This is a genomic window from Microcoleus sp. AT3-A2, assembly GCF_036705685.1.
Classification (GTDB): domain Bacteria; phylum Cyanobacteriota; class Cyanobacteriia; order Cyanobacteriales; family Microcoleaceae; genus Microcoleus.
Window position 1 is genome coordinate 16,884 of record NZ_JAUBVF010000055.1, and the last position, 26,003, is coordinate 42,886.

13 protein-coding genes are annotated in these 26,003 nt (G+C 44.5%); 4 read left to right on the forward strand and 9 right to left on the reverse strand.

The features are described 5' to 3' along the window. Positions 1-136 precede the first annotated feature (136 nt). Both QUB37_RS23335 and QUB37_RS23340 read right to left on the reverse strand, forming a co-directional pair. Positions 137-5,650 (reverse strand): AAA family ATPase, encoded by a 5,514-nt coding sequence (locus QUB37_RS23335; protein ID WP_333166664.1) that lies wholly within the window; start codon positions 5,648-5,650, stop codon positions 137-139. Positions 5,651-5,952: 302 nt separating this feature from the next. Beyond that, positions 5,953-8,337, reverse strand: coding sequence for a GAF domain-containing protein (locus QUB37_RS23340; protein ID WP_333166666.1), 2,385 nt, complete (start codon positions 8,335-8,337; stop codon positions 5,953-5,955). Between the two features lie 493 nt (positions 8,338-8,830). On the opposite strand from QUB37_RS23340, the gene QUB37_RS23345 reads away from it, so the two are divergent. From QUB37_RS23345 to QUB37_RS23360, 4 genes are all read left to right on the forward strand, one after another. Continuing rightward, positions 8,831-9,613: a calcium-binding protein gene (locus QUB37_RS23345; RefSeq protein ID WP_333166668.1), complete on the forward strand. Its 783-nt coding sequence runs from the start codon at positions 8,831-8,833 to the stop codon at positions 9,611-9,613. A 238-nt stretch (positions 9,614-9,851) separates the two neighbouring features. Continuing rightward, on the forward strand, positions 9,852-10,787 hold the full coding sequence (locus QUB37_RS23350; RefSeq protein ID WP_333166671.1) for a DMT family transporter: 936 nt from the start codon (positions 9,852-9,854) through the stop codon (positions 10,785-10,787). 149 nt (positions 10,788-10,936) lie between these two features. Beyond that, positions 10,937-12,385: a signal recognition particle protein gene (gene ffh, locus QUB37_RS23355; RefSeq protein WP_333166674.1), complete on the forward strand. Its 1,449-nt coding sequence runs from the start codon at positions 10,937-10,939 to the stop codon at positions 12,383-12,385. A gap of 163 nt (positions 12,386-12,548) precedes the next feature. Then, entirely contained in the window at positions 12,549-13,157 is a 609-nt protein-coding gene (locus tag QUB37_RS23360; protein WP_333166677.1) for a Uma2 family endonuclease, read from the forward strand. Between the two features lie 342 nt (positions 13,158-13,499). Here the strand turns inward: QUB37_RS23360 and QUB37_RS23365 are convergent, their stop codons facing one another. From QUB37_RS23365 to QUB37_RS23395, 7 genes are all read right to left on the reverse strand, one after another. Continuing rightward, positions 13,500-15,404 (reverse strand): EAL domain-containing protein, encoded by a 1,905-nt coding sequence (locus QUB37_RS23365; RefSeq protein WP_333166680.1) that lies wholly within the window; start codon positions 15,402-15,404, stop codon positions 13,500-13,502. 4 nt (positions 15,405-15,408) lie between these two features. Continuing rightward, complete coding sequence (locus tag QUB37_RS23370; protein WP_333166683.1) at positions 15,409-18,204, reverse strand: ATP-binding protein; 2,796 nt, start codon at positions 18,202-18,204, stop codon at positions 15,409-15,411. A 753-nt stretch (positions 18,205-18,957) separates the two neighbouring features. Further along, positions 18,958-20,157, reverse strand: a complete 1,200-nt coding sequence (lptC, locus tag QUB37_RS23375; RefSeq protein ID WP_333166686.1) for an LPS export ABC transporter periplasmic protein LptC — start codon at positions 20,155-20,157, stop codon at positions 18,958-18,960. Between the two features lie 176 nt (positions 20,158-20,333). Further along, the gene (locus QUB37_RS23380) at positions 20,334-20,939 is read right to left on the reverse strand and encodes a LabA-like NYN domain-containing protein (protein ID WP_006631885.1); all 606 of its coding nucleotides are present in this window, start codon (positions 20,937-20,939) and stop codon (positions 20,334-20,336) included. A 105-nt stretch (positions 20,940-21,044) separates the two neighbouring features. Further along, complete coding sequence (metG, locus tag QUB37_RS23385) at positions 21,045-22,637, reverse strand: methionine--tRNA ligase (RefSeq protein ID WP_333166689.1); 1,593 nt, start codon at positions 22,635-22,637, stop codon at positions 21,045-21,047. An 837-nt stretch (positions 22,638-23,474) separates the two neighbouring features. Continuing rightward, positions 23,475-24,617: a heat-inducible transcriptional repressor HrcA gene (gene hrcA, locus QUB37_RS23390; protein ID WP_445251234.1), complete on the reverse strand. Its 1,143-nt coding sequence runs from the start codon at positions 24,615-24,617 to the stop codon at positions 23,475-23,477. A 299-nt stretch (positions 24,618-24,916) separates the two neighbouring features. After that, a complete protein-coding gene (locus QUB37_RS23395; protein WP_333166695.1) occupies positions 24,917-25,786 on the reverse strand; it encodes an alpha/beta hydrolase in 870 nt (289 codons plus the stop codon). Between the last annotated feature and the right edge of the window lie 217 nt (positions 25,787-26,003).

Consider the following 26,003-nt stretch of genomic DNA (forward strand, 5'->3'; position numbering starts at 1 on the left):
AGCCGAGTCTCGATCCCCCTAAATCCCCCTTAAAAAGGGGAGTAGGGGTTGACTTTGAGGATACTCTTGTCCCCCCCTTATTAAGGGGGGTTAGGGGGGATCTCCGGGTTTTAAAACACGCCATAGTTCCATAATCTTAATTCACGGGAAGGGCGATCGCAAATTCCGAACCTTCTCCCAGCACTGATTCACAAGTTAGTTTACCGCCATGGGTTTCTTCCACAATTTGGCGGCTGATAGACAACCCCAAACCCGTACCTTTCCCTACTCCTTTGGTAGTAAATAGATGGTCAAATATTTTCGACTTGAGCTCCGATGACATCCCTTGACCGTTATCTTTGATTGTAATCACCACGCTGTTGTTATCCTCCGAGAGTTGAGTGATAATGGCGATCGTATTCGGTAAAGCTTCAATTTCTGCGTAAGTGCGACCCTGATTGAATTCGTCAAAACACTCGATCGCATTTGCCAGCAAATTCATAAATACCTGATTCAGTTGCCCAAAATAACATTTAACTGGCGGGATATCTCCGTATTCTTTGATAACTTTAATCGCGGGGCGAGTATCTTTAGCTTTCAGACGATACTGTAAAATCATCAAAGTGCTGTCGATGCCCTCATGAATATTTGCTAATACTTTATTCGCACTGTCAGCGCGGGAAAAAGTCCGCAAAGACTTGCTAATATTGCGGATGCGTTCTGTACCTGATTTCATAGATAAAAGCATTTTCGGCAAATCTTCGATCAAATATTCTAAATCAATCTCCGATGCTTTATCTTCTAACTCATTTCCTGGATTAGGAAATTTTTCTTGGTAAAGTTGTAAGCAATCAATCAAATCTAAGCTCGCCTCAGCAGCAGCATCAAGATTGCCCGCAATAAAACCAAGCGGATTGTTAATTTCGTGAGCAACCCCTGCAATCAAGTTGCCGAGAGCAGACATTTTTTCGCTTTGAATCAGTTGCAGTTGCGCCTGTTGCAATTCATTGAAAGATTTTTCTAACTGTTGAGATTTTTCTTTCTCGCGCGCGTACAAACCAGCATTCTCTACAGCAATAGCAACTTGAGAAATTAACACTTTGAATACTTCTACTCTCTCTGCTGTAAAAGCTCCTACCGTCAAAGCATTTTCTAGATAAATTATTCCGCGCCGCTGAGATTGATAAATAATCGGCAAACAGAGAATTGATTTGGGTTGATATTTCTGAATGTAGGTATCTACATTAAAAGGTTCGGCGACAGTCGCATTGTCTAAAACCAGATGCTTTTGACTGCTGTATACATAATTAATCACAGACAGGGGAATATCTTGATAATTTTCTACGGGAATAGACTGTAAAATTGTCACTTTATCCTCCGCAAAATTCCCAGTAGCTTCTATGCAGAGAATATCGTTTTTCAGCAGCAGCAGCACTACTTTTTGAGCCGCCGCATTTTCTAAAATAATTTTGATTAATTTGGTCAACAATTTTTCTAGAACAATTTCACCGTTAATGGCTTGCGCCGACTTAATAAAAGTAGCTAAGTCTAAGAAATCGCCTAAACTACTACTGGTAGTATTTCCGGTGGCAGTGCGGGTGACATCTAGGGTTGGGGTTTGAATTGTGCGCGTCTGTGCTGCTAAGAAAGGATGTGTTGATTCTAAGTGTTTAACTTTAGCTATGGCTCCCCAATGGATATATCCATAATAAGCTTTAGTCAGATATGCTTGCGAAACTATCTCTTTACCCAAAGCTTGATAAAATTCTCCTGCTAATTCATAGGCTAATGCTTCCTCTTGAATGTAACCGTTTTTGGCTGCTCCATCAATTGCGCGATCGTACAATTCCATTGCTTCAGTATTTTGCCCTAAAACTCGCGCTGTTTCCGCTGCTACCAAGTCGTATTTGTGTTGATAATTCATCGGAGCATCAACGGCACATTTTTTCATCTTTTTTTGGTTTTGTACAATTTTTTTTAGATATGGCTTTTGCTCCCCTTTGTCAGCTTGGGGATACAAAGCGAGCAGACTGAGAGAGGAGTAAAAATTATTCAGGGAAACTACATAAATTCCGGCTGCGACTTCTTCATATTTCTCAAATAACCTTGAAGCTTCCAAGGCTTGCGCGTAGTTTCTGAAAATAAAATTAAGCTGAGTTTTGGCATTATAAACCAAACTAACTAAAAAAAAGTTTTTAGATTCTATTAAAACGGGGAGCGTTTTTAATTCATTAAAGTTATCGCCGACTAAATGGCAGGGTTCGACAGATTGACCGCGCAAATTTAGGGCTGTCTGCCTCCCTATACTTATATACTGTACCGCCATTTCAAGTTGAGATTGCTGCATTAGTTTCATATATTTACCAGTCTCCTGCTCCACCAAATCTAGAGGCTCTCCAATCGACAGTTTTTTTAGGCAATATTCACCTATAGAATAACCAGCATATTCCAACTCTCCACTTTCTATTCCAGCTTGAAAACCTTCTTTGAGATCGCCTAACCCTGACTTGACAGAGGCTTTCCAGTGGTTAATAAAAGAACCAAAGACTGTATAAACTCTACTTTTGATTGAACGGGAGGGAAATTTGTCTAACAGCCTAATTGCCAGTTGACCGAATTGGTATGCCGAACTACTGTCCCCTAGCTTGTACATAACTACGCCATAAAAAACGTAGGCATTACTCGCATAAGGCGAATTACCATATTTAATGCACAGCTTGACCATCCTAGATGCCACTAGCGGTACCAGGCGGGGTTTGCCCTGAAGAGCACTGCTGAGAATCCCTGATAAAATCCGCATGGCTGCTTGTTTTTCGGGATCAATCATTTCTGGCAAGTTAGCTAAATCCTCAATTCGTTTGAATCCCAAGCTCAGTTTAGTATTACTCAGTGCCGCCACAATATTTAGCGCGTGGGGATTTTGAGGAAAAGAAATACCTAACAGCTTCAGCACTTCCAGTCCTGTATTGAGGGCTTCTACAAGTCTAGTCTGAGCGTTATAAGACTGAATTTGAAGTTGATAAACATTCACTTTTTCCAGTAAGCTTTTAGCTTTTTGGACTACAATATCAACCAATTTTTTTGAATTCTCATAGTTGGTATTTAAGTATTCAGCTTCTGCAGTTGACTCGTAAATGGCTAACGTTAAGTCATAGTGACTTTGCCAAGAATCCGCTGGCAATAATTCCATAGCAACCCGCAAATACCTAACAGCAGCTTCATACGCAGCAGCAGCTTTTGCCTTGCGTCCAGCAGTTAAATTTAATTGTGCCAACTGAGTTTTTTCCGAGTGTTGGCTAATCGTGTCAATTCCGACATTCAACTGATTGACGATATCAAAGATGTTTTCTTCTAGCTTGTCGGGTGGAGTATTCTGTAACAGTAATTGACCGATTTTTAAATGGGTGGATTGCTTTTGGTCTTCGGGAATTAGCGAATATGCGGCTTGCTGAACGCGATCGTGCAAAAATTTGTAACTAACCCGCGAAGTGTCTAACTTGAGATTGATTGATTCGGCTCGATCGAAAACTAAAGGAATGCGATAAGCATCGCTCAATGGCAGAATTAACCCGGATTGCAAAGCTGAATAAAGTTCAGTTGCTGTAGTATTAGCTGACTTTTCGCTAACAAGTGACAGCACATCTAAAGCAAATTTATCTCCCACGCAAGCTGCTAGCTTCAACACTTCTTGCGTGGCTGTGGGCAGCTTTTCAATGCGAGAAGCTACCAGTTCCACCACACTTTTATCGGTGATTCCAATGGCTTGGATTTCATCGATACTCCAATACCAGCCACCTTGACTTCCCTCATTTATAATGTGATTAAATTCAAATTTCAAAAGAGAGTCTTGATAAAGTGCTTGGAGTAATTGGGTCAAGAAAAAAGGATTGCCGCCCGTTTTATTCCAGATTAACTCGGCTAGATTTGTTACTTTTTCTTTGCAAGTGTTAAGTGTTTCAGTGACTAATTCCGTCACATTTGCTAAATCTAGCGGTTGCAACACGATATTGTTGACTATTGTACCAGTTTTTTCAATTTCTTCTACAGTCTGAATTAAGGGGTGGGTCGGACTAACTTCATTGTCTCGATAGGCACCGATTAGCAACAAATATTCTTGGTCAGGGTCAGTGATCAGTATTTGCATCAACTTTAATGTTGCTGAATCGGCCCACTGCAAATCGTCTAAAAAGATAACTAGGGGGTGTTCTTTTTGGGCGAAAACGCGAATAAATTCTTTGAATACCCGATTGAATCGATTTTGGGATTCTACAGGGGCGAGTTCTGGGACTTCTGGCTGCTTGCCGATGATTAATTCAACTTTTGGAATTACGTCGGCAATTACTTGGCCGTCTGTTCCCACTGCTGTTAAAATTTTAGTGCGCCATATTTCTAAGGAAACAGCACTTTCTGTTAGCAATTGTCGCAGCAAGGAGTTAAATGCTTGGATTAATGAGGCATAAGGAATGTTGCGTTTTAGTTGGTCAAATTTGCCGCTGATGAAGTAACCTTTTGACCTGGTAATTGGTTTGCTAACTTCGTTGACTACGGCTGATTTACCGATGCCTGAGTAGCCTGATACTAGCATTAGTTCGCTTTGGCAATGGGCGAATTTTTCTGTATTTTGGTTTGGTGGAAAAGATGCGACTGAAAGGGTTTCTGCATTGGGGCGGGCGGATTTTTCTGTATTTAGGTTGGGTTGCAAAGATTTGGGTGAACCCGCCCCTACACGTTCAAATGCTGCTAATAGTTCGTTGACTTGTTGTTCTCTACCATACAATTTTTGGGGGATTAACAATTGGCTGAGAATATCTAAGCGTCCGGGGATGAAGTCGGCAATTTGTCCGGTGGTTTCTAACTGATCCAAAGAAATTTCTAAGTCGGCTAACAATCCGGCAGCACTTTGATATCTATCTTCGGCATTCTTTGCCATTAATTTCATCACTATCTCTGAGATGGCGACAGGTATTTCTGAATTGGTTTGATGGGGATATATTGGTTGAACTGCAATGTGGCTATAAACTACTTCTAAGGGGTCGTTGCTGCAGAAAGGCAATTTTCCTGCCAGCATTTCATATAATGTGATACCAAGGGAATAAAAGTCTGTGCGGTAGTCGAGGGTGCGGTTCATTCTCCCGGTTTGTTCGGGTGACATATAGGCTAATGTGCCTTCGACTGAGTTGGGATTGTTAAATTGCGGATTTTCTTTGTTGAGTTTTGTAGCAATGCCGAAGTCGGTGATTTTTACTTGTTTTGTTTGCGAGTTAATTATGATGTTGCTGGGTTTGATGTCTTTGTGAATAATGTGATGAAAATGCAGGTATTGTAAGGCTTTGACTATTTGGATGGCGATGTGTAACTTGGCTTGCAGGCTCAAGGTTTCTCTTTCCAGCAGTTTTGCGAGGGATTCGCCGCCAAAGTCTTCTAAAACGATGCCTAATCGGTGGTCGAATGTTTCGATACTGATGGCTTTGACGATTTGTTCGCTGTCTAAATTTTGGCGGATTTGATATTCGTGTTTGAGCCTGGTAATGGCTTCGAGGGTGGGATATTCGGCTTTGAGGACTTTCAGAATTTCTGGTGCCGCTTTTCTCGGTGTTTGTCCGCGATAGATGATTGTTTCGACGCCTTCGTGCAGAGTAGAATTTATTTGGTATTCTGATAAGTTTAACATAACTTAACTTATAAATTACAGGAGCTAATTATCATTAGGTTAACACTACTTAATCTAAATTAAGTGTGATTTTGATCGTGTATTTGGCGATTTCCAATCACACGGAATATAAACTAAGTGAAAATGTGGGCTTGATCATTTGTGTCAACCAACATTTAAAATGTAATATTGGTCTTGTGTGTGAGTCCCGAATGCTTTGGCTGCAAAGTTTTTCAGGGGGATGGGAGCGATCGCACTGGGCCTAAAACAGCCGGAGATGGGAGCGATCGCACTGGGTCTCAAATAGGCAATTGAACAGGTTCTCAATCGCTGACTACTGTAACTTCACAGATAGTAGAAATAGATTCCGGGTCAGGCAGAATACGCACGCGGGCGAATTTTAAACCGCTAACTCCTTGTTGTGATTCTACCATGCCAGTCTGAACTTTTGGCTCTACCCAACCTTCGCGAGACAAGTAGCGCAAGTATTGCTGATATTCTTCCCACTCTTCCTCCGTGGAATAAACAACAGTCAACATTCCCGACTGGGTAATTCGCTCTTGTGCGTCTTTGTCAACGGCTTTTTCGATCCGCTTTTTCACAAGTTCGTAGCGAATGTCGCGAGTGCCTTTGACATCAAACATTTTTTCGGTGTTTTCGTTGTGAAAAATGTCGATCGTGGTATTCTGCACTAAGACTAAATGTGCGAGTTCCATATTGATTTGAGACTCGGCTTGTAGGCGAAAAACTGTGCGGCCACAATCGCAAATAGCTCGCAGTTGTTCGTACCGCAAACTGTGCAGGTGAAACTGGCTAAATTTGGGATCGATCGATTTTCCTACATAAATCATGTGATCGATGCCGTCGGTGCATTCGATGTCGCAGTAGTGGGGGAGAATTTGCTGCATTTTTTCTTGCCAGCGGGCCCAGGTTTCCTGGAGTTTGGTGCTGATTAAGTTCAGCATTTGGTCGTAGCGGTTGCGATCGCTGTAAACGCAGTTATGTTCGTTTTCACAGGCTGCTTGGTAAGCTTCAACGGCTGCCTGAACCTTGGGCCCGCACTGCACAAAATAGTCAAAATATACTTCTAAATGCTCGTTTAAATACTCGGCGGCTCGCACCTCCATATCGACTGTTACTTTTTGTTTTAAATGCTGGATGTAGTCGAGCAAGTCGAGCCGCAGTTGCTCGCCGAGGTGGGTAATTTGTGTTTCGCAAACGGCATCAGCTATGACTAAACCTAAGCGGAATTGTTCGAGCAAATCAGTTTGAATGGCTCGGTTTCTTTCGTCGCTAGAACCGCGAATGTCCGAAATTCCGTACAGCGGATGAACATCAGCAAATACGATTGTTTCAGCAGGTAGTCCCCAACTTCGCCTTTCTGCTTCTTGGGCGAACCGCCATTCGACTGCGGGGTGGATGTTGTGAATGTGGGTAAACCGTTCTTGGATGGCTTGCCGCAGGGCTGCAATGAAGGCGGGAATGAGTTCTTGGGCGTGTTGAGTGTCAATGCCGTTGAAGTGGTTTGGCCGATCGCACAACAGCCCCACAACACCCAAAATCCGCACCCCGCACCCCTCACGGGTGACGGATTTGACTACCAGGGGCACCAGCAGCATCGATCGAGTTCCCATTCTCCGCAAAGTTCGATCGCACTCGGTTTCGCACTCCCTACGCAAGTCTGGCACGTTCCAAACTTGATTTGCTGCTGTGGCCTTCAAAAAGTGAGAAGCTTCTAAAGAATTCATTGAATAAAGAATTGGCTGCAAATGTTGGCCGTCTTTTGCAACTAATAGCTGTACCTGTTCGCCGTCGGGCCGCAGCAGCAAAGTGCCGTCAGCATTAAAAAGCGATCGCAAACACCGATCAATTTTCTCAAATTTGTCTGGCCGCAGCATCGAATCTTGATCGATCAATAACTGAGTCAGTCGGCGAATTTGCTCCTGCACAGTGACATCAAAACCTTCTAGCAACAGCAAGCCTTCTACGCGGTAATTATCCAACTGCAATCGATCGGCTAAATTTTCCAGTTGATTCGGCTGCATCAGCCAAGCTTCCCGTTCCGCAACAGGCATTAATCTTAAAGAAATATCTGCGAATTCATCTATTTTTGAGTCGATTCGAGTAGTTTTTAACTGTTCCGAACCCAGCCAAAATTCTATAAATCTGGGCTCTCGGTGTTTGGGGTTTTTTACACTCGCAGTGACAGGTTCTTCTAGCACCCGCAAACCATCAATGTCAATTTGATAATATTGCTTAAATACCCAGTGCAAAAGATGGCGGCGGTACAATTGTTCTGCTGTTTTGCCGCCCCAATCCTCGAACAGTTCCAGCAGAGTGATGTCGGTTTCTGCAAACAAACCGTTGATAGATTGAGTTGCCAAGGACGTTTCCTCCCAACCGGCCAAGCGGCAAAATGCTGCGTTAGCGTACCGCAGGGCAAAAGTTCCCGGTTGCATTACTGCGATTAAAACGCGGCGATCGCCGAGAAATTGAAACAATCGCTGTAAATCTTGTTTCCACGTTTTCAAGGGTTCAATTTCAGAAGATTGACTGGGTACTTGGCCCGCCAAAGCTTCCAGTAGCTGTTCTATACTTGGTTCGCTGGGCAGATTCTTACTGTCTTGCTTTGTTGGGACGATATCTGTCGCTGGCAGTGATTTTACGGAGTTGTTGTTTTGATGGGAAGACGATTTAGGAGTAGACATGAGTAAAACACCTGAAAGCAGTGGATTTTGCCAAAAAATGTCAGCGATCGGCGATTATGGCTTTGTAAAGAGCTTATATCCTGTTTGTAAAGTTTGTGTATGGGTATCGGAAACTGGGTTTTTTCTCGGACGATGGGCCCAGGGACTTTTACTTTTATTCACAAACAACCTCTCAGTCTCGACGTTATAGGTGATATTAACGTGTTTACCGCCTGGAGGGTAACACCCATTATAAGCGGTAAACAGTAGCGGATAGTGTCAGCAACTAATGCTATTTGACTCTGAGGCGAGATATATAGCAAGTTTGGGTTGAATGAATCACAGCCCTGGTAATTGGTAATTGGTAATTGGTAATTAATAATTGGCAAGCAGGTTGCTTGTCACTAACTTAGCAAGGATATTTGCGACCAAAATTCCAATATAACTTGCTATTTGGCAATGCAAGAATTAACATATATAATATAGCTAACAGGATTTTTGAAAGGACATAGTTATGGCTTTAACGGTTAACAATCTCATTGGCGATGTGACGGGATTTCCTGTATTTGCTGGCGGCGGCCCACGTCTTTTGGCATTCGCTACACCCGATGAGATTAACGTAGGGAATGGAAATTTGTCGTCTTTTCCCTGGGGAGTTTGGGGACTCGACGGCAACGATACTATAGGAGGTTCGTCGGATTCCAACGAACGGCTGTTAGGAAATAACGGCAATGATATTATCGGTGGTGGCGGCGGAAATGACATAATTTACGGCGGTAAAGAAGACGATCTCCTGGATGGAAATGATGGCAACGACGTAGTTAGGGGCGACGCCGGAAATGACCTTATCTTCGGAGGGTTCGGGAACGATATCCTGCGGGGAGGGCAAGGAGACGACGATTTAGACGGCAATGAGGGCGACGATTTCTTGGTGGGCGATCGGGGAGTTGACGTGCTTACGGGAGGCCTCGGTGGTGACATATTCGTCCTCAGAAGCAACGATGAAGCATTTGGTATAAATGGAGCAGATGTCGTTACCGATTTTAACTTTGACGAGGGCGATCGCATCGGTTTGACGGACGGTTTAACAGAGTTAGACCTTTTCTTTGAAGACGACAATTTGATTGCTTACGATAACGACGGAATTATCAACGACATGGTAATTGAAAACATAATTACCGGACAAGTTGTGGGGATAGTTTTAAACACGGACAACTTTGAACTTATCGGTGCATTTGAACAAGCAAGTCCGTTTGCTTTGGCAGTTAACGGTTCTCAATTCCAGTTTTTGGCTTAGTTATTTGTAGGGAATTAGACGGGCTATAGAGTTAGTTCCGGGTACGAGACACGGCAGTTTTGCGGAGGACACGGTACTGCCGTGTCCCTACATATAGCGGGCAATCTATCTATAGGCAACCGTACTTTGCAGAATTCTTAAAATGGATATTGCCGAAGTTTTAACACTGGCAGATGAGCTAGGTATACTGGAGGTCGATCGAATACCGAGCGAGTTCCAAACGATATCATAAATGATAATGAAGAATAATAAAAATTATAAAAGTAGCGAGAAGTTAGGTAAATCACAGCCTAACTCTCTCATACTAATGGGTTATTTTTTAGCAGTAGTTGCTACTTTAATATGGGCGGGTAACTTCATTGTTGCCAGAGCTTTTAATCAAGATATTCTACCCGTAGGACTAGCCTTTTGGCGATGGACGATCGCTGTTGTAACTCTGACACCATTCGCTATCAAAACCACAATTACAGACTGGAAATTGGTACAAAAACATCTGCCATACTTGGCTGTATCGGGGTTTTTAGGCGTGACTGCTTTTAACACATTAATCTATATTGCAGGTCACACAACACAGGCCACAAACTTGTCATTAATCGCTGCTTCTTCCCCTATTTTTATCGTACTAATGTCTAGAATTTTTTATGGAGAAATTATATTTCTGACGCGGTTCGCGGGAATTGCGATCACAGTCAGCGGCGTTATACTTTTGCTCGCGGGAGGTTCTTTAGAAAAATTACTCAATATTTCTTTCGCCCTTGGCGATATTTATATGCTATTGGCTGCCATAATCTTCGCTGGCTACACCATGTTAGTCAAACGCAAGCCATCGGCCATGCACATCACAACCTTTAGCTTATGTACTTTTAGTTTAGGGCTATTATTCTTAGTACCCTTATATGCCCTTGAATGTTGGATTTATCATCCTGTTGTCTTTAATCCAGCCATCGTGAGGGCATTGCTCTACGTTGGAGTGCTTTCTTCAGTAGTGGCCTATCTCGCATGGAATCAGGCGATCGCCCTAATTGGCCCTTCCCGCACAGCTTTAATTTACTACATGATTCCAGTCTTTAGCGGTCTTGGTGCGCGGCTTATTCTCAATGAACCGATCGCCTTAGTTCATCTCTTTAGTACGTTGTTAATCATCGCAGGCATTATTATCACTAATAGACAGTAAGTATATAACAAAAGATCCCAACTCATAGCGCGTTAATCCGTGTTCATCAGCGGTTAAAAAATAAAAACATCCAACTTTTCCCAAAACTTGCATCCAAACAGCCCCATTTAGCCTTAAAATTAAAAAGACTGACTAGCCAACAATGCCCTATGTTTGAAGCCCTTGCCGATCGACTCGAATCCACCTGGAAAAAACTGCGCGGACAGAATAAAATCTCCGAGTCCAACATTCAAGACGCCCTCAAAGAAGTCCGCCGCGCCCTCCTGGAAGCCGATGTCAACCTCCAAGTCGTCAAAAACTTCATCTCAGAGGTAGCGGCAAAAGCACAAGGCGCAGAAGTCGTTTCAGGCGTCCGTCCCGATCAACAATTCATTAAAATCGTCCACGACGAACTCGTGCGCGTCATGGGGGAAACCAACGTACCTCTCGCCACCGCAGACTCCGGGCCCACAGTGATCCTGATGGCAGGTTTGCAAGGAACCGGGAAAACCACAGCTACCGCCAAACTAGCACTCCACCTCCGCAAACAAAATCGTACCGCACTGCTAGTCGCAACCGACATTTATCGACCAGCCGCGATCGACCAATTGCTGACCCTCGGCAAACAAATCGACGTACCAGTATTTGAATTAGGCAAAGACATTGACCCCGTAGAAATAGCCCGCCAAGGCATCGAACACGGCAAACAAATCGGCATTGATACCATCATCGTCGATACAGCAGGCCGTCTGCAAATCGACCAAGACATGATGGCAGAATTGGGCCGCATCAAACAAACAGTACAACCCCACGAAACGCTGTTAGTTGTTGATGCCATGACCGGCCAAGAAGCAGCCAATTTAACCCGCACCTTTCACGAACAAATCGGCATTACCGGCGCAATCTTAACCAAATTAGACGGTGACAGCCGCGGCGGTGCAGCCTTATCCGTGCGGCAAATATCCGGCGCGCCGATTAAATTTGTCGGCGTCGGCGAAAAAGTGGAAGCCTTGCAACCATTTTATCCCGATCGCATGGCATCGAGAATACTCGGCATGGGCGATGTCTTGACGCTAGTAGAAAAAGCGCAAGAAGAATTCGACATCGCCGATGCCGAAAAAATGCAAGAGAAAATGCTCACGGCAAAGTTTGACTTTACCGACTTTCTCAAACAAACCAGACTGTTAAAAAATATGGGTTCCCTCGGCGGCATCATGAAAATGATTCCGGGGATGAACAAACTTTCAGACGAACAAATGCGGCAGGGAGAAGTGCAGCTAAAACGCACCGAAGCCATGATTAATTCGATGACAGTTGAAGAACGCCGCAATCCCGAACTTTTAGCAAGTTCTCCATCCCGCCGCCGCCGCATCGGCAAAGGCGCAGGCTACGCTGAAAACGACGTAACTAAACTGGTTAGCGATTTCCAGAAAATGCGTACTATGATGCAGCAAATGAGTCAAGGCAACTTTACAGGAATGGGAGGATTACCCGGAATGCCCGGAATGCCAGGAATGGGCGGCCCCGGAATGCAGCCCGGTTCCCGTGGCTATATGGGTGCCCAGCAGAAGAAGAAAAAGAAAAAAGATAAGCCTAAAAAAGGTTTCGGACAGTTGTAGAAAGCGTCAAACATATTGCACGATTGTCAAAAAATTGTAGGGGCGGGTTCACCGATCATAATTGCCTAAAACACACAATCTCCTAAACCCGCCCCACCCCGTGCGAGAGTCTTTTAACTTTTTTTTGTTGCCGAGTTCAATCTAAAAAAAACTGGAATTGAATATGGTACAAATATTTACTGAACCAGAAACCATATCTATAGAATTGCCAAACGCGATCGGGATTGTTGTCAGTAGCGAGCAATTCGAGGCCCTAGCATTGGCAAATCCCGACTTGAGATTAGAGAGAACCGCCGCAGGAGAATTAATAGTGAATCCACCCACAGGAGGAGAATCAGGCAGCCGCAATCTCAGCATCAGCGGGCAAGTTGATCGCTGGTGCGAAGCACACGAGGATTTAGGAGAAGGTTTTGACTCTTCTACTGGATTCATCCTCCCCAATGGTGCTCGCCGTTCTCCCGACGCTTCCTGGGTGAGTCGAACTCGCTGGGAGGCACTAACTCCAAAACAGCGCCAAGGCTTCGTTCCCCTGTGTCCAGACTTTGTAGTAGAATTGCGCTCGGCATCTGATAGTCTCTCCACCCTTCAAACTAAGATGCGGGAATACATCGACAACGGCGCAAGATTGGGCTGGTTGATTGACCCGCAAAACCGGCAGGTAGAGATTTATCGACAACAAGTAGAAGTAGAAATATTAATCAATCCTGCCGAGTTATCCGGGGAAGACGTATTGCCAGGATTTGTGTTGAATTTAAGGCGAGTGTGGCGTTAGAGAGCTTTTGATACCAAATTCGCAATCCCCGATTCCGCACGCCCCAAGGGGCAGCATCCACTGCAAGAGTGCGACTCAAAGTCGATCGTCCGAGACAATAGTGAATCAAAATATCGGAAATTCTGTGTTACTGAGCGTAAACCCGCTAGGAATTCCTAAAAATTAACGTTCCGGCATGACGTAAATTTTATAAATTCATAAAATACCAAAAATCCCACCCAAACTAACTATTAATTCCCACCAAACTAACTATTAATTCCCAGCAGAATTGAGTTCGCATGATGATGAGAGTAGGCTTTTGGGCCTGTCCCACAAGAGTTTCATAAAATTTATCGAGGCAAACTAGATGTCAGGCCAGCTTGCTAGCCCTACTTTTAAGCCTAATAGTTCGGTTGCCTTTTCGCTGTCTACAGGCCTAGAAAATAAATATCCTTGCCCCAACTCACACCCCAACTCTCGCAGTTTCTGTAGCTGTGTTGGCGTTTCTATGCCTTCTGCCACAATATCCATACCTCGGCTGCGAGCCAGCGTCACAATTGTCTGGATAATTTCTACGCCGCTGTTGTCTAACCCTATGCGGCTCACAAAAGAGCGGTCAATCTTTAAGGTATCAATGGGAAACTCGTGTAAGCGGCTTAAAGAAGAATAGCCCGTGCCAAAGTCATCGATACACAACAGAATGCCTAGAGCTTTTAGCTGCTTCAACATCTTTTCTTCCCTGGATACTGTTTCTAAAATGCAACTTTCAGTAATCTCTAATTTTAAACAGTAACTTGGAAAGCCAGTCTGCTGCAAAATCTCCTCAATTCGATTGACTAGGTTTACTTGCTTGAGCTGCACGGGGGAAAGATTGACATTAATCGCCAAGGGAGGTGTTTGGGGAAACTGTTGCTGCCAAATACTAATCTGGTGACAAGCTTCCTGCAAAACCCACCACCCCAGTTCATTGATCAAACCAGTTTCTTCAGCCACAGGGATAAACTCGGCAGGCGGGTAGAGGATGCCAGATGGGTGATGCCAGCGCACCAAAGCTTCAAAGCCACTCAGTTGCCCCGTAGAAAGGGAGACAATTGGCTGGTAATGAACGCAAAATTCTTGTAGCGCGATCGCCCTTCTCAAGTCGTTTTCCAACTGCAAGCGCGTCATCGCAACAGTTTGCATAGCTGGATCGAAAATTTCGTAACGCCCTCTACCTTGAGCTTTAGCATAATACATTGCGATATCTGCATCTCTGAGTACGTCTTCTGGGCGATCGTAACCCATTGTGCTAACAATAATTCCAATGCTGATATCGGTAAATACTTCATAATTATTCAAATTAAACGGCTGCCTTAATTGATTTTGGATGCGTTCAGCTACCCTGTTTGGTTCATCAATATCTTTAATATCTTCCAGCAATATCACAAATTCATCTCCTCCAAACCGCGCAACTGCATCTGTATGGCGTAAACAAACTTGCAGTTGACGAGCAATGCTTTTTAGTAATTGATCCCCAACCAAATGTCCGAGGCTATCATTCACTACTTTAAAGCGATCTAGGTCAATAAATAGCACCGCATATAAATAATCTTCACGTTTGTACGACAAGTCGATCGCCTGTTGCAGCCGATTCATAAACCAAGCGCGGTTAGGCAACTCCGTTAGCGCGTCGTGAAAAGCATCATGTCCTAATTTTTCTTCTCTTTCCAGCAACTGAACTTGAGCCTGTTCAAGCTCGTTGCAGGCTTGTCTAAGTTCAGCCGTTTGAGAAGCCACCCGTTCCTCTAACTCAGAAGTGAGTTTCTGCAAGGCCGCTTCCGCCTCTTTTCGCGCTTCAATTTCCTCTTTGAGAAGCACATTTTGCTCTTCCAGCGTCTTGGTCAAATTTCGCAGTCTCAGGTGTATTTGCACGCGGGCTAGGACCTCTTCTTGCTGAAAGGGTTTGGTAATATAATCTACTGCCCCCAGTGACAGACCTTTCACCTTATCCACGCGATCCGTAAGAGCTGTCATAAAAATCACAGGGATATCTTTCGTGGCCACCGATGCTTTTAAGCGGTAGCAGGTTTCAAACCCATCTATCCCCGGCATCATCACATCTAACAATATGATATCTGGCAAAACTTGTTGTAGCTTATCAATAGCACTTTCCCCATCCTTAGCTACTAAAACCTTGAAGCCTGACTCCTTCAAAAAATCGAACAGAAGTTTTAGGTTATTCGGGTTATCGTCAACAATTAAAATTACATTGTCTTTTTTGTTAACCATTTTATTAGCCCAAATGTTTTTTTACAAAAGCTAGTAGTTCTTTTTCTTCAAAATTTTTGGCAAATTGCAAGATTTTATTAGCAAATGGTATATAGTTGCCGTCTATCTGCTTGAGTCTATTGGCTTCCTGCTCAACCACTTCAATATCGCCGATCCGAGCTGCATTAAACAGCGCTACCAGCTCTGCTGATGGCGGTATCATAAGCTCATCACTCTGAACGTTTAATAAATCAGTGAAACCTTCCTGCTGTGCGATCGCCAAATCCGCAGGTTGCTCGTAAATCCATTCTATTTGTAAGTAAATCTTTAATACTTCTAACAATTCTTCTACTTGGATAGGCTTTGATAGGAACTCGTTACAACCTGCTTCTTGGCTATTTTGCCGATCGAATTCAAACACGCTGGCGCTGGATGCTATCAATATTACATCCTTAAACTCTGATGACTTTCGGAAGCGCCTCGACATTTCAAATCCATCCATTACTGGCATCACTAAGTCTGTGATAATCAGATCAGGTTTAAACTCAGCAGCTTTATCTAAGCCCTCTTTTCCATCACAAGCTTCCATGATTTGAAAACCTAGTGGCTCTAAAAGATTTATAAGAAAACCTCGATTTTCAAATCGATCATCTACTATCATGATCTTATTTTTATTTCCTTTAAATCCCGTTAAATTGATTGAATTCTCTCTCGAAGTGTACTCAATATATTCCGATGATTGAGTCAACTCTAAATCAAAGTAAAAAATGCTGCCTTGACCGAGTATACTTTCGACTTTTATTTCGCCTCCCATCAGTTGAACAATTTTCTGTGCGATCGCTAATCCTAACCCAGTGCCTTCTGCCTTCTGCTGGCTATTTCCGACTTGTTCAAACGGTAAAAATATTTTTTCTAACTGTTCTGGTGCCATTCCAATCCCCGTATCTTGGATATGGAAACGAATTTTAGTAAGTTGTGATTGGTCGGAGTCTTCCCCCTCACCTATTACGCCTACCTTAAAAATAACACCACCTTTTTCTGTAAATTTAATAGCATTGCCCAAAAGGTTAATCAAAACTTGGCGCAGTCGTTTTTCATCAGCATTGACAGCGTTAGGAAGTTGATTTAAGACTTGATAATTAAACGTAATTTCTTTTTGTTCAGCTCGGATGTGGCACATTTCCAAAACCCCGATCAAAAAAGAAGAAAAATTAAAATTTGAACTGTAAAGTTCCATTTTACGGGCTTCAATTTTAGAAATGTCTAAAATATCGTTAATTAGCGTGAGTAAGTGCGAACCACACTGGTGAATAATGTGGATAGCATCTTTTTGTTTAGGAGTGGTAGTTTTATCGCGTTCCATAATTTGAGAGTATCCTAGAATTCCGTTCAGGGGTGTGCGGAGTTCATGGCTCATGTTGGCGAGGAATTCGCTCTTGGCATGGTTAGCAGTATCAGCGGCAATTTTTGCCTCTTTTAGCTCACTTGTTCGTTCTTCTACTCGATTTTCTAGATCTGAGTTGGTCTTTTCTAAAGCAGCAAAAGACTCGCGCAATTGCTGTGCCATTTGGTTAAAAGATTGAGCGAGAACTCCCAGTTCATCTATCCCATTTACGTCTACTTTTTGGTCTAATTGACCGCTAGCGATCGCTTTACTCGCTTTACTCAAAATAAAAATAGGATGGGTAATCCAGCGGGAGGCGAGGATTCCTAACAACGTCGCTAGCACTAACGCTAAAATGCAGAGTAGGATAGTGCTGCGGGTATTGGCATTAATCTGTTCCATAAAGTCGGCTTCTGGAACGACTACAACAATCAGCCAATCAAGACCTCGACCATCTTGGAATGGGGATACTTGCACGAATTCCCGCTGACCATCTAGCATGAAGTCTAGTTGCTGGTTGCTGTCAATTTCGGTAAAGTTACCAAAGCGTTCTATTAAATGTTGCGCTGTACCCTTGATCAAAGGTACACTGCTTTCAATCGCTTTTAATCGTTGCGTTTGTGGGCGATTTTGGCTTTTGATAAATGGCTTTTCGGCGGTGGAAGAAGCCACTAGCAAGCCAGAGCGTTCGATGATGAAAGTCTTTCCCGATCTACCAATTTTTAAAGTTTGGAGAAAGTCGCCGATTTTTGAGAGAAATAGATCCGTACTTACAACTCCTCGAAAAGTACCATTTTTATCGTAAACAGGTCGGCTAGCGGAGATTCCTAGGCTAGGTTGAATATAATATTGATAAATTTTATTCCATTGGGGTTTGCCTGCAACTTTTGCAGCTTGATACCAGGGCCGAATGCGGGGATCGTAATCTGGGTGGGTTTCCTTAAACTGAGTCGGGTTGCCCTCTCCATCTACCTTGACGATCGTATTGAGAAAATTAGTAGATCGATCGGTTATTTCAATAACCACACTGCCATCATCCTTATATCCAGCACCCGCGTATTCTTTTTTTTTCCCTCCAAAACTGATGTAACTAACAGTGGAAAATTGCTTGAGCTGCCAGTAGAAGTAGCTTCTCATAGAACCCATATTGTCTGGATTCCATAATCCAAAGCGGCGAATGGCATCGGCGCTGATGGCATTGACCAAATGGGGCGTTTCCAAGTAAGTGTTTAATTGTTGATTGATGCGGGCGAGTACCTCTGTTCGTAATTGGCTAGTAACGTTGTTGACGGCAGTTTTGCCGTTACGTAGCGAGAGCCAACCTGTCAGCCCCACAGCAGCAAAGATTTGCAGGACGAATGGTACGACTAAGACGAGGCGCAGCGGGATTTTTTGAGGGTTTTTTGCAAGTTCATTCTCACTTGCGCTTAGTGTCATGGCGGAGTCATTTTAGTATTTGGATTGTATCAATAACGACAGTCGCTCACCCTTGGTCTTTTAAAGTCAGCTCTAAGGAAATTCTTGATTCCCTCTATATTGAGTACACCTTGAGTACACTTCCATTTACTTGTAGGTCTTGACCTCAATATGAAGTGATCTAAGCATACAATTATATTCAGGACTTACGCATTATACGGTCTGAAACCCACAGCCATCCTGATCCTCAGACCAACGCTTAAAAAGGGAGAAACCGCTTCAAAAAGGCGGAACCGCTCCCGGCAGCCACTTGAAAGTCCATTGGTCAAGGCGTTTGGAGGATCTATGCGTAAGTCCTAATACTGTAGAGTGCATAGTGCCTCAATCAACCCTAAACTAAACATTGCCATTAGTTCATGTTGAATCAGATGCGAAGCTTAAAAAGATTTGGCTGCACGGACGATCGCCGGAAACATAGGGGGCTGAGCGAGATAGCGTTGAAATCCGCTGTTTGGCAGTTTCGTTTTTTCTTCCAGGCCTAAGTCTAATCTCCCACACCCCATCTAAAAACGACAGCCGCACCCCCCCGGAGGCGAGATATGCCTTTCAACAGCATTAAACTCTCTCCAACTTAATCAGTCAATTAAGATAGGTTCATCCAGCCTTTCTAAAATTGTTTGTAAATTTGTTGTCATCCCAACCCCTGCTTGCTCAATCTAATCTTAATTAGATTTGCGTTTATGGGTGTTCATCTGCCCGCATCTGCGATCGCAATTATTGCTGTCCCAAAGTTCCCTTGTACTCGTCCGGTACAAATTCCGTAACCACTTGGCCGCCGCCACCGTCACCTTTGACAATCACAGTTTGATTTTTCAACTCTCCCGCCGCCCTCGGCCCTGTCAAATTAAACACCGGATTTAGTTGCTTGTAAACCACATTTCCTTCCGCATCAAAAGTCTGATTAGTTAAATACCAAGTTACGCGATCGGTATTTAATTGAGCTTGACGTTTTTCCCCGATTCCTACCACATTTCCCGTCAAATAAAAGATTTTTTTCTCTAAATCTCCCCGACCCGTATCCCCAGTCATCGTCACCTTTTCCACGCGGTGAAAAACCTTCACAGGCCCAGGCGACACCACAGATTGCGCCGGAAAATTCCAACTCATCAAACTGCTTTCTATTTGCAGCGGCGGGTCTGATGGCATCAACTGAGCGTTTTTTGTCAGCGTCGCAATCTTGGTTTTTAAGTCTACATCTACTTGGTCGGCAAAACCGCTGTCTGTTACTATTTTATCTTTGTATCTGTCAATTTGAGTCGGTTGGTCACTGTTTACCTTTTGTTGCTCCACAAACCACACTAAGTGCTCGGTTCGCAATTGCAAAACCGGATCTTTAACATTTGCCACCACCGAACCGAATAACTCCATCCTCTTAGCCCTGCTGAAAACCCGCGCTTCCTTCGCTGAAGCCGTCACCTGTTTGTTCTCTCCCGTCAAATTGTTGCGGACAACTAAAATATCCTCCTTTGGCCGCCACTCCAACTCATTGCCCCGCAATACCACTCCATTTTTCAGGTCAGTAGCGACTATGTTACCTTTGAGAAAAACCTGATTTCCTTCCTGAAATACCTGCCCCGTTTCTCCCTGAATGTCGTAAATTTCTTTGCCGTCCTGAAACAATTTGCCCACGGGTTTCTGAACGTTAACTATCTTTTTGTCTTTGCTGTAAACGGCATTTTGCGAGTTTACTTTCCAGAACGTCTCGCCCTTTTCGTTTGCTTGTTCTAGGGTTACTTTGTTCAAAGTTAAAGTGCTGTTTGATTGTTGAGCAGTTTGGAGATCCTCAGCTAATTTGTTTTTTTGAGTCTCTTGCGGAACCGCACAAGCACCAATCCCCAAAATCAGTGCTGCTAAAAATAACAGCCTCAATTTTGGGGAGTTGAGATTCGGAATTTGGGATTTGAGATTAATCATTGGTAATTGGGAATTGGTAATGGGTAATGGGTAATTAATAATTGGGTCTTGAAAAACAATTAATCAAAAATTAAAAATGTGTCATACTTGGTCTAAATTTTTAACTTCTAATTCTCAAGGATTCAACCCATTAACCATCACCCATTCCCCGTTACCAATTACCCATTACCAAATCCCTATCTGTCGTCGTGTTCCTCCATCAAGCTCAGACCCGACAAAGGGCGGTAAGCATAATTAGGGCGAGATGTTTTTTGGATGTCGTCCTTAATCATCTCCAAATCGATATAGCGATCGGCTACATTAATCAAACTGTCGCTCGTCATCGATCGCAAACTCACCACCTCAACCCGCACACCGCGATAGCTCACCGCATCCACAGCATAAGCCAAATCGCCATCACCGCTCACCAGAACCGCCGTATCGTAAGATCCCACTAAAGCCATCATATCCACAGCGATTTCTACATCCAAATTCGCCTTCTTAGAACCATCTGGCAACTGTACCAAATCCTTAGAAATCACCCGGTAGCCGTTGCGGCGCATCCACAGCAAAAACCCCTGCTGTTTCTCGTTTGTGCGATCGACACCCGTGTAGAAGAAAGAGCGCAGCAGCCGCGAGCCCGCAGTTAAACGGCACAGCAGCTTAGTGTAATCAATCTCAATTCCTAACTGCAAAGCCGCGTAAAAAAGGTTAGAGCCGTCAATAAAAATTGCTACTCGACCCCGATTTTCTAGCACCTGTTCCGGCGTAAAAAGGTCATTGCTTTCTATTCTATTCAACATGATTGTTATGCCTCAATTTTTATGAAAGATTGGTAAGGAAATAACTGCTAATTCGTAGTCTGTCATAACACCCAGAGCGCTGGCTGCCAACTATGAAGGTACTGTTTACAGCAGTTCGATCCGCTTAAAAACAGGTTGGGGTTCCCCCAGAGTTTGGTTTGCAGGCAAAGCGCCCCAGGCAGCATGAGCTGCAAAATTCGCTAAACTGTTAACTGTAACCCGATCGTTAAAGTCAATTGAAAAACCTAGCTGCTGATAGATAGCATTGCTGATATTCGGAATAATCGGCGATAAAAGGTAAGATGCTAGTCTAACAGATTCCAGAACAGAATATAGCACTTGTTCAACACTTTCGATCTGTCCCTGCTTGTACAAACTCCAAGGCGCTTGCACGTCAATAAACTTGTTCCCGGCTCGAACTAATGCAAGCACGGCTTCGCAAGCCTTGCTAAAAGCCAAGTCTTCGTAAAAACTCGCTACTTGCTCGCCCAAATCCCGGCTCATAGCCTTGAGAAGGTTGTCGCCGTCAATGTTTTCTGCCAACACATTCGGTACGGAGCCACCGCAATATTTGCGAGCCATGTTTAGGGTACGATTAAGCAAATTTCCCAAATCATTTGCTAGCTCAGCATTCAATATATTGATAAACCGAGTTTCGTTAAAATCGCCGTCCTCTCCGAACTCAATTTCTTTGAGGAAATAGTAACGTACTGCATCAGCGCCGTATTTGTTGACCAATTCAACAGGGTTTAAAGTATTACCCTCCGTTTTCCCCATTTTTTTGCCGTCTTTGGTCAAAAACCCATGTGCGAAAACGCGACCCGGCACCGGTAGATTCGCTGACATCAGCATTGCCGGCCAGTAAACTGCGTGGAAGCGAAGAATATCTTTGCCGATCAAGTGCAAGTCAACCGGCCACCATTTAGATAAAGCATTCTCCAACATCGGGTCGCTGTCCGGATCTAGCAAGGCGGTGACGTATCCCAGCAAAGCGTCAAACCAGACGTAGATGCTGTGACTGGGGTCAACTGGCATTGGCAGACCCCATGCTAGATTCACTCTAGAAATCGAAAAGTCTTGCAGTCCAGAGTTGACGAAACTGAGCACTTCGTTGCGTCGGCTTTCCGGCGCGATGAAGTCGGGACGTTCTGCGTACAATGCCAGCAGTTGGTCTTGATACCGCGACAGGCGAAAAAAGTAATTTTCCTCGTCGCGCCACTCAACTTCCTTGCTGGTGTGGACAGAACACCGATTTCCCGGCAACAATTCCCGTTCATCCTTAAATTCTTCACAGGAGACGCAGTACCAGCCTTGTTGCTGGTTCAAGTAGATGTCACCGGAGTTCCAGACGCGCTGGAAAAATTCTTTGACAATGTACTCGTGACGCCGCGAAGTTGTGCGGATGAAGCGATCGTACTGGATGTCGAGTTGCTCCCACAGCGCCTCAAACGCCGGAACCACTGAATCGCAGTGAGCTTGGGGCGATCGTCCCAAACTCTCGGCTGTCCGCTGAATTTTCTGCCCGTGTTCGTCCGTCCCCGTAACCAGCAAAACAGATTTGCCCCGCAGCCTCTCAAATCGGGCTAGGGCATCCGCAGCCATAGTCGTATAAGCGCTGCCAACGTGAGGTAAATCGTTTACATAATACAGAGGCGTTGTTATCGCAAAGGTATTCTTAGTTTTATCAGTCGATTTCATTGAATGCTAAAAGAAAATTCCCTAAATTCCGTTTCGATCTTAACTCAGCGGTTAAATTTTTTATGGAGTAGCAATCAAGCCAAATTCACTGCAAGTTATTTGCAATTGTCTAACCCGGGCTATTCCCAAAAGAAATATTGCTTTCCTATCCACACTAATCTTTTTTAGTTGTTTTTGACGAACTCTCTAAAATGTCTTAATATTTTGACATTCTGCTGCCTTGGGAATCGACGATCCCAGGGTACGCGCCTCATCTATTCATTGGTCGTAGCCGCTATCCCTAGAGCGGGTTTAGCCGCCCACCCGGTTGGCAACAAAACTCGTCAGTTGGGCTGCTAAACCCGCCGTTGGACTAACGCTCCGCGACCACTTTCTGTCAATGCCCGATCGCTCGCCATCGCCATATCTTTCTCTCGATCCCTGGAAGGTCGATCGCCCCTAACTCCTACCACTTTCCGAGCCGCTCATGGACGGAGAAACAGGGTTGTTTACGAAACTTTCTTGTCAAGCGCGAAGCTTTAGTTTCTTACCCCAAAAAGAGTATCAAACCCACATTCCGCACCCTCAACTGTCACTATCGGTTTTTACTTATTTTGATCCAGCAATAAAACTATAAATTATACTATATTACCGTATATTGACGGTTAAATAACTTTTTAAAGGCATAATTTGTTACTTTGGAGATATAGTTTTCTGCGTAATTATGCTTATAATACCCCAGGGTGTGGAATGTAGGATAAAAGCCTAGGTTTTTTGTCACCAAACCCTGTTTTTAAAGGTTGTGAGTACATCCACAGACAATAAAACCCCAAGCCAGTTAAGCTTAGGGCTATCAAATTAGGGTGCATCTAACAAGGGATTATCCGATCGCCCTCGATCGCCATCAGGAAAACTAACTCGATTTCCACCAATAGCTTCTGACAAATAATCAGCAGCAGCTTCCACAACCGCGATCGCATTTTCGTAAACCATCCGCGTCGGCCCCAAAACCCCAACACTACCCACCGGCACTGATCCCCGGCGGTAAGTCGAAGAAATCAGAGTACAGCCACGAATTGGTTCTAAGGAATTTTCCGAACCAATACGCACCGTTACCCGCTTCCCTGGCGTCTCCAACTCCGGCGATTCAAAAATCAAAGGCCAAAGCAGTTCCTGCTCTTGTTCGAGCAATTGCACCAGGGTTTGAACTTGCTGTAACTGCGAAAACTCAGGCAAGCGCAGCGCTTCTGCCAAACCGCCGATCAAAATCCGCGTGTAGGTTGGATTGCTTTGGCGGCTGCTCAAAGCAGTCAGCATGGTTCCCATCCACTCAGCGTACAGCTCAAAGTCCCGGTCTAACTCGCTCCAGTCTACAGCCGAGAGTTCCGAGAGCGATCGTCCCCGCAGCTTGCTGTTCAAAAAATTCGACAAAATCTGCAACTGGCGATCGACGATTTCGACATCAGGCGTGTTACCTTCTGCGTCCCTCGGCAACTGCACCAAAACCGACTGAGTTTCGTAAGCATCCGTCACCACGATCAGCATCACCTTTCCCGGCTCTAGCTGCACCAGTTGCAAGTGGCGCAAGCAAGCCATATTGGTTTGCGGTATGGTGATCATGGCTATGTAACCGCTGATAGTTGCCAGGATTTGAGCAGCGCCACGGAGTGCCGCGTCCATGCGGCCGTCCGACCAATTGAGCTGGTCTAGTACCTGTTCCACCTTGCGGGCCAGCGTATCAGAGGGCTGAATCAACTGGTCTACGTAAATTCGGTAGCCGGAGTCAGAGGGGACTCGTCCTGCCGAAGTGTGGGGCTGATAAAGCAGTCCAGCTTTTTCAAGAGTCCCCATCGCATTGCGAATTGTAGCTGGGCTGACGCTGAGGTTGAATTCATCAGCCAAAGCTTTTGAGCCAACGGGTTCCGCTGTAGCTATGTAGTGGCGAACCGTTGCCCAAAGGATGTGTTGTTGCCGATCGGTGAGGTTAACGCGCACAGATATTTAAGCAGAATTAGTATTCAGACAATTTGCCACTATCGAGTCAGAAGCTCTGTCCTTAAGGGCGATCGGGCAGAGTTATCTATTTAAGATAACAGATTTAGGCGAAGGAAGTTCAGCAACAGATTATGTACGTGATTTTACGGATTGTGTACGTGATTTTACGGATCGATGTTGAGGGAATGAACAGGGAAAAATGTTTTAACTTTTAACTTGTAACTTTCTATTTGGGAAGCTTCGCTTCCCCGAACCGGAGATTTGCCCAATGCCCCATTCCTCGGTTTCGCTTTAGCAAATGCCCTTTAAGTGTGTTCTTTAAGAATATTTTGCAGGTAACTAGCCACTGCATCCGGCTGTTCCACCATTGCCAAATGGCCGCAATCGGGTAGCTGAAGGACATTCTCGCCGCAACCTTGGAACATCCAGTGAAAGCTAGCCAAATGCAGCACGTATTTTGGTTCCATAATTTTGTCTTTAGTGCCGGCAATAAAATAAACAGGCTGCTTGAGTTGGGACACAATTTGTGGCAATAGGTGAATCTCCGCTTCTGTGGTGGAGTCCAATAAAGCCCCCAAAGCTGCCTCTGGATGAGCTCCCACGAAATCTATTAAGCGCTGCCGTCCCCAGGATCTGCCGATCGAGCGGGCTACAGAATCGTGGGCAAACACGTAATCTGCTAACGGCAAGCGAGGCAGCCAGCCGGGACGCATTCTCACTAGCTGCTTGCCGACCGATCGAAACCGCTCGAATTCTTCCTTAAGATAGATGCCGCCCCCTGCATTGATGCAGACAACGCCTTTAACGCGATCGGAGAATTTGCTGGCTCCCCAAAGGGCGATCGTACCTCCCAGAGAGTGTCCCACCAGCCAAGCAGAAGATATATCGAGTTTTTCGAGTAAAAGTTCCAAATCGCGAGCGTAAGCTGCGGGAGTGTAGCAGGAATTTAGCGGTTCGGAATGCCCATGATGAACGCCACCGTCGGATTGAGAATCGCCAAACCCCCGCAAATCGTAGGTAAGGCACTGATAGTTTGATGCCAAGCGATCGGTCAAAGGTTGCCAGTAGTGGCGGCTTAACAGCCAGCCGTGGACAAATACCAGAACCGGGGAAGTTGCAGTCGGAGCCGTCAAATCGTAAGCGTGCCGAACCCCTAGGATGTCGATTGTTGCCATACTTTTATCCTACCCGCTCCATAAGACCGATGTAAACCTATGTATAGCCTTTCTCAGAAAGATGGAGTAAGCCAAAACCCTGTGTTATCAAGCTTTTTCAGTTGAATTGTTTACCTCATCTACCCAAGAAGCGCTATAAGCATTACTCACAAGTTAAGCTAAAAGCACTATTGTCAATGAGTAATTTTACTCATCTTTTACCTGTTGACCCAATTAA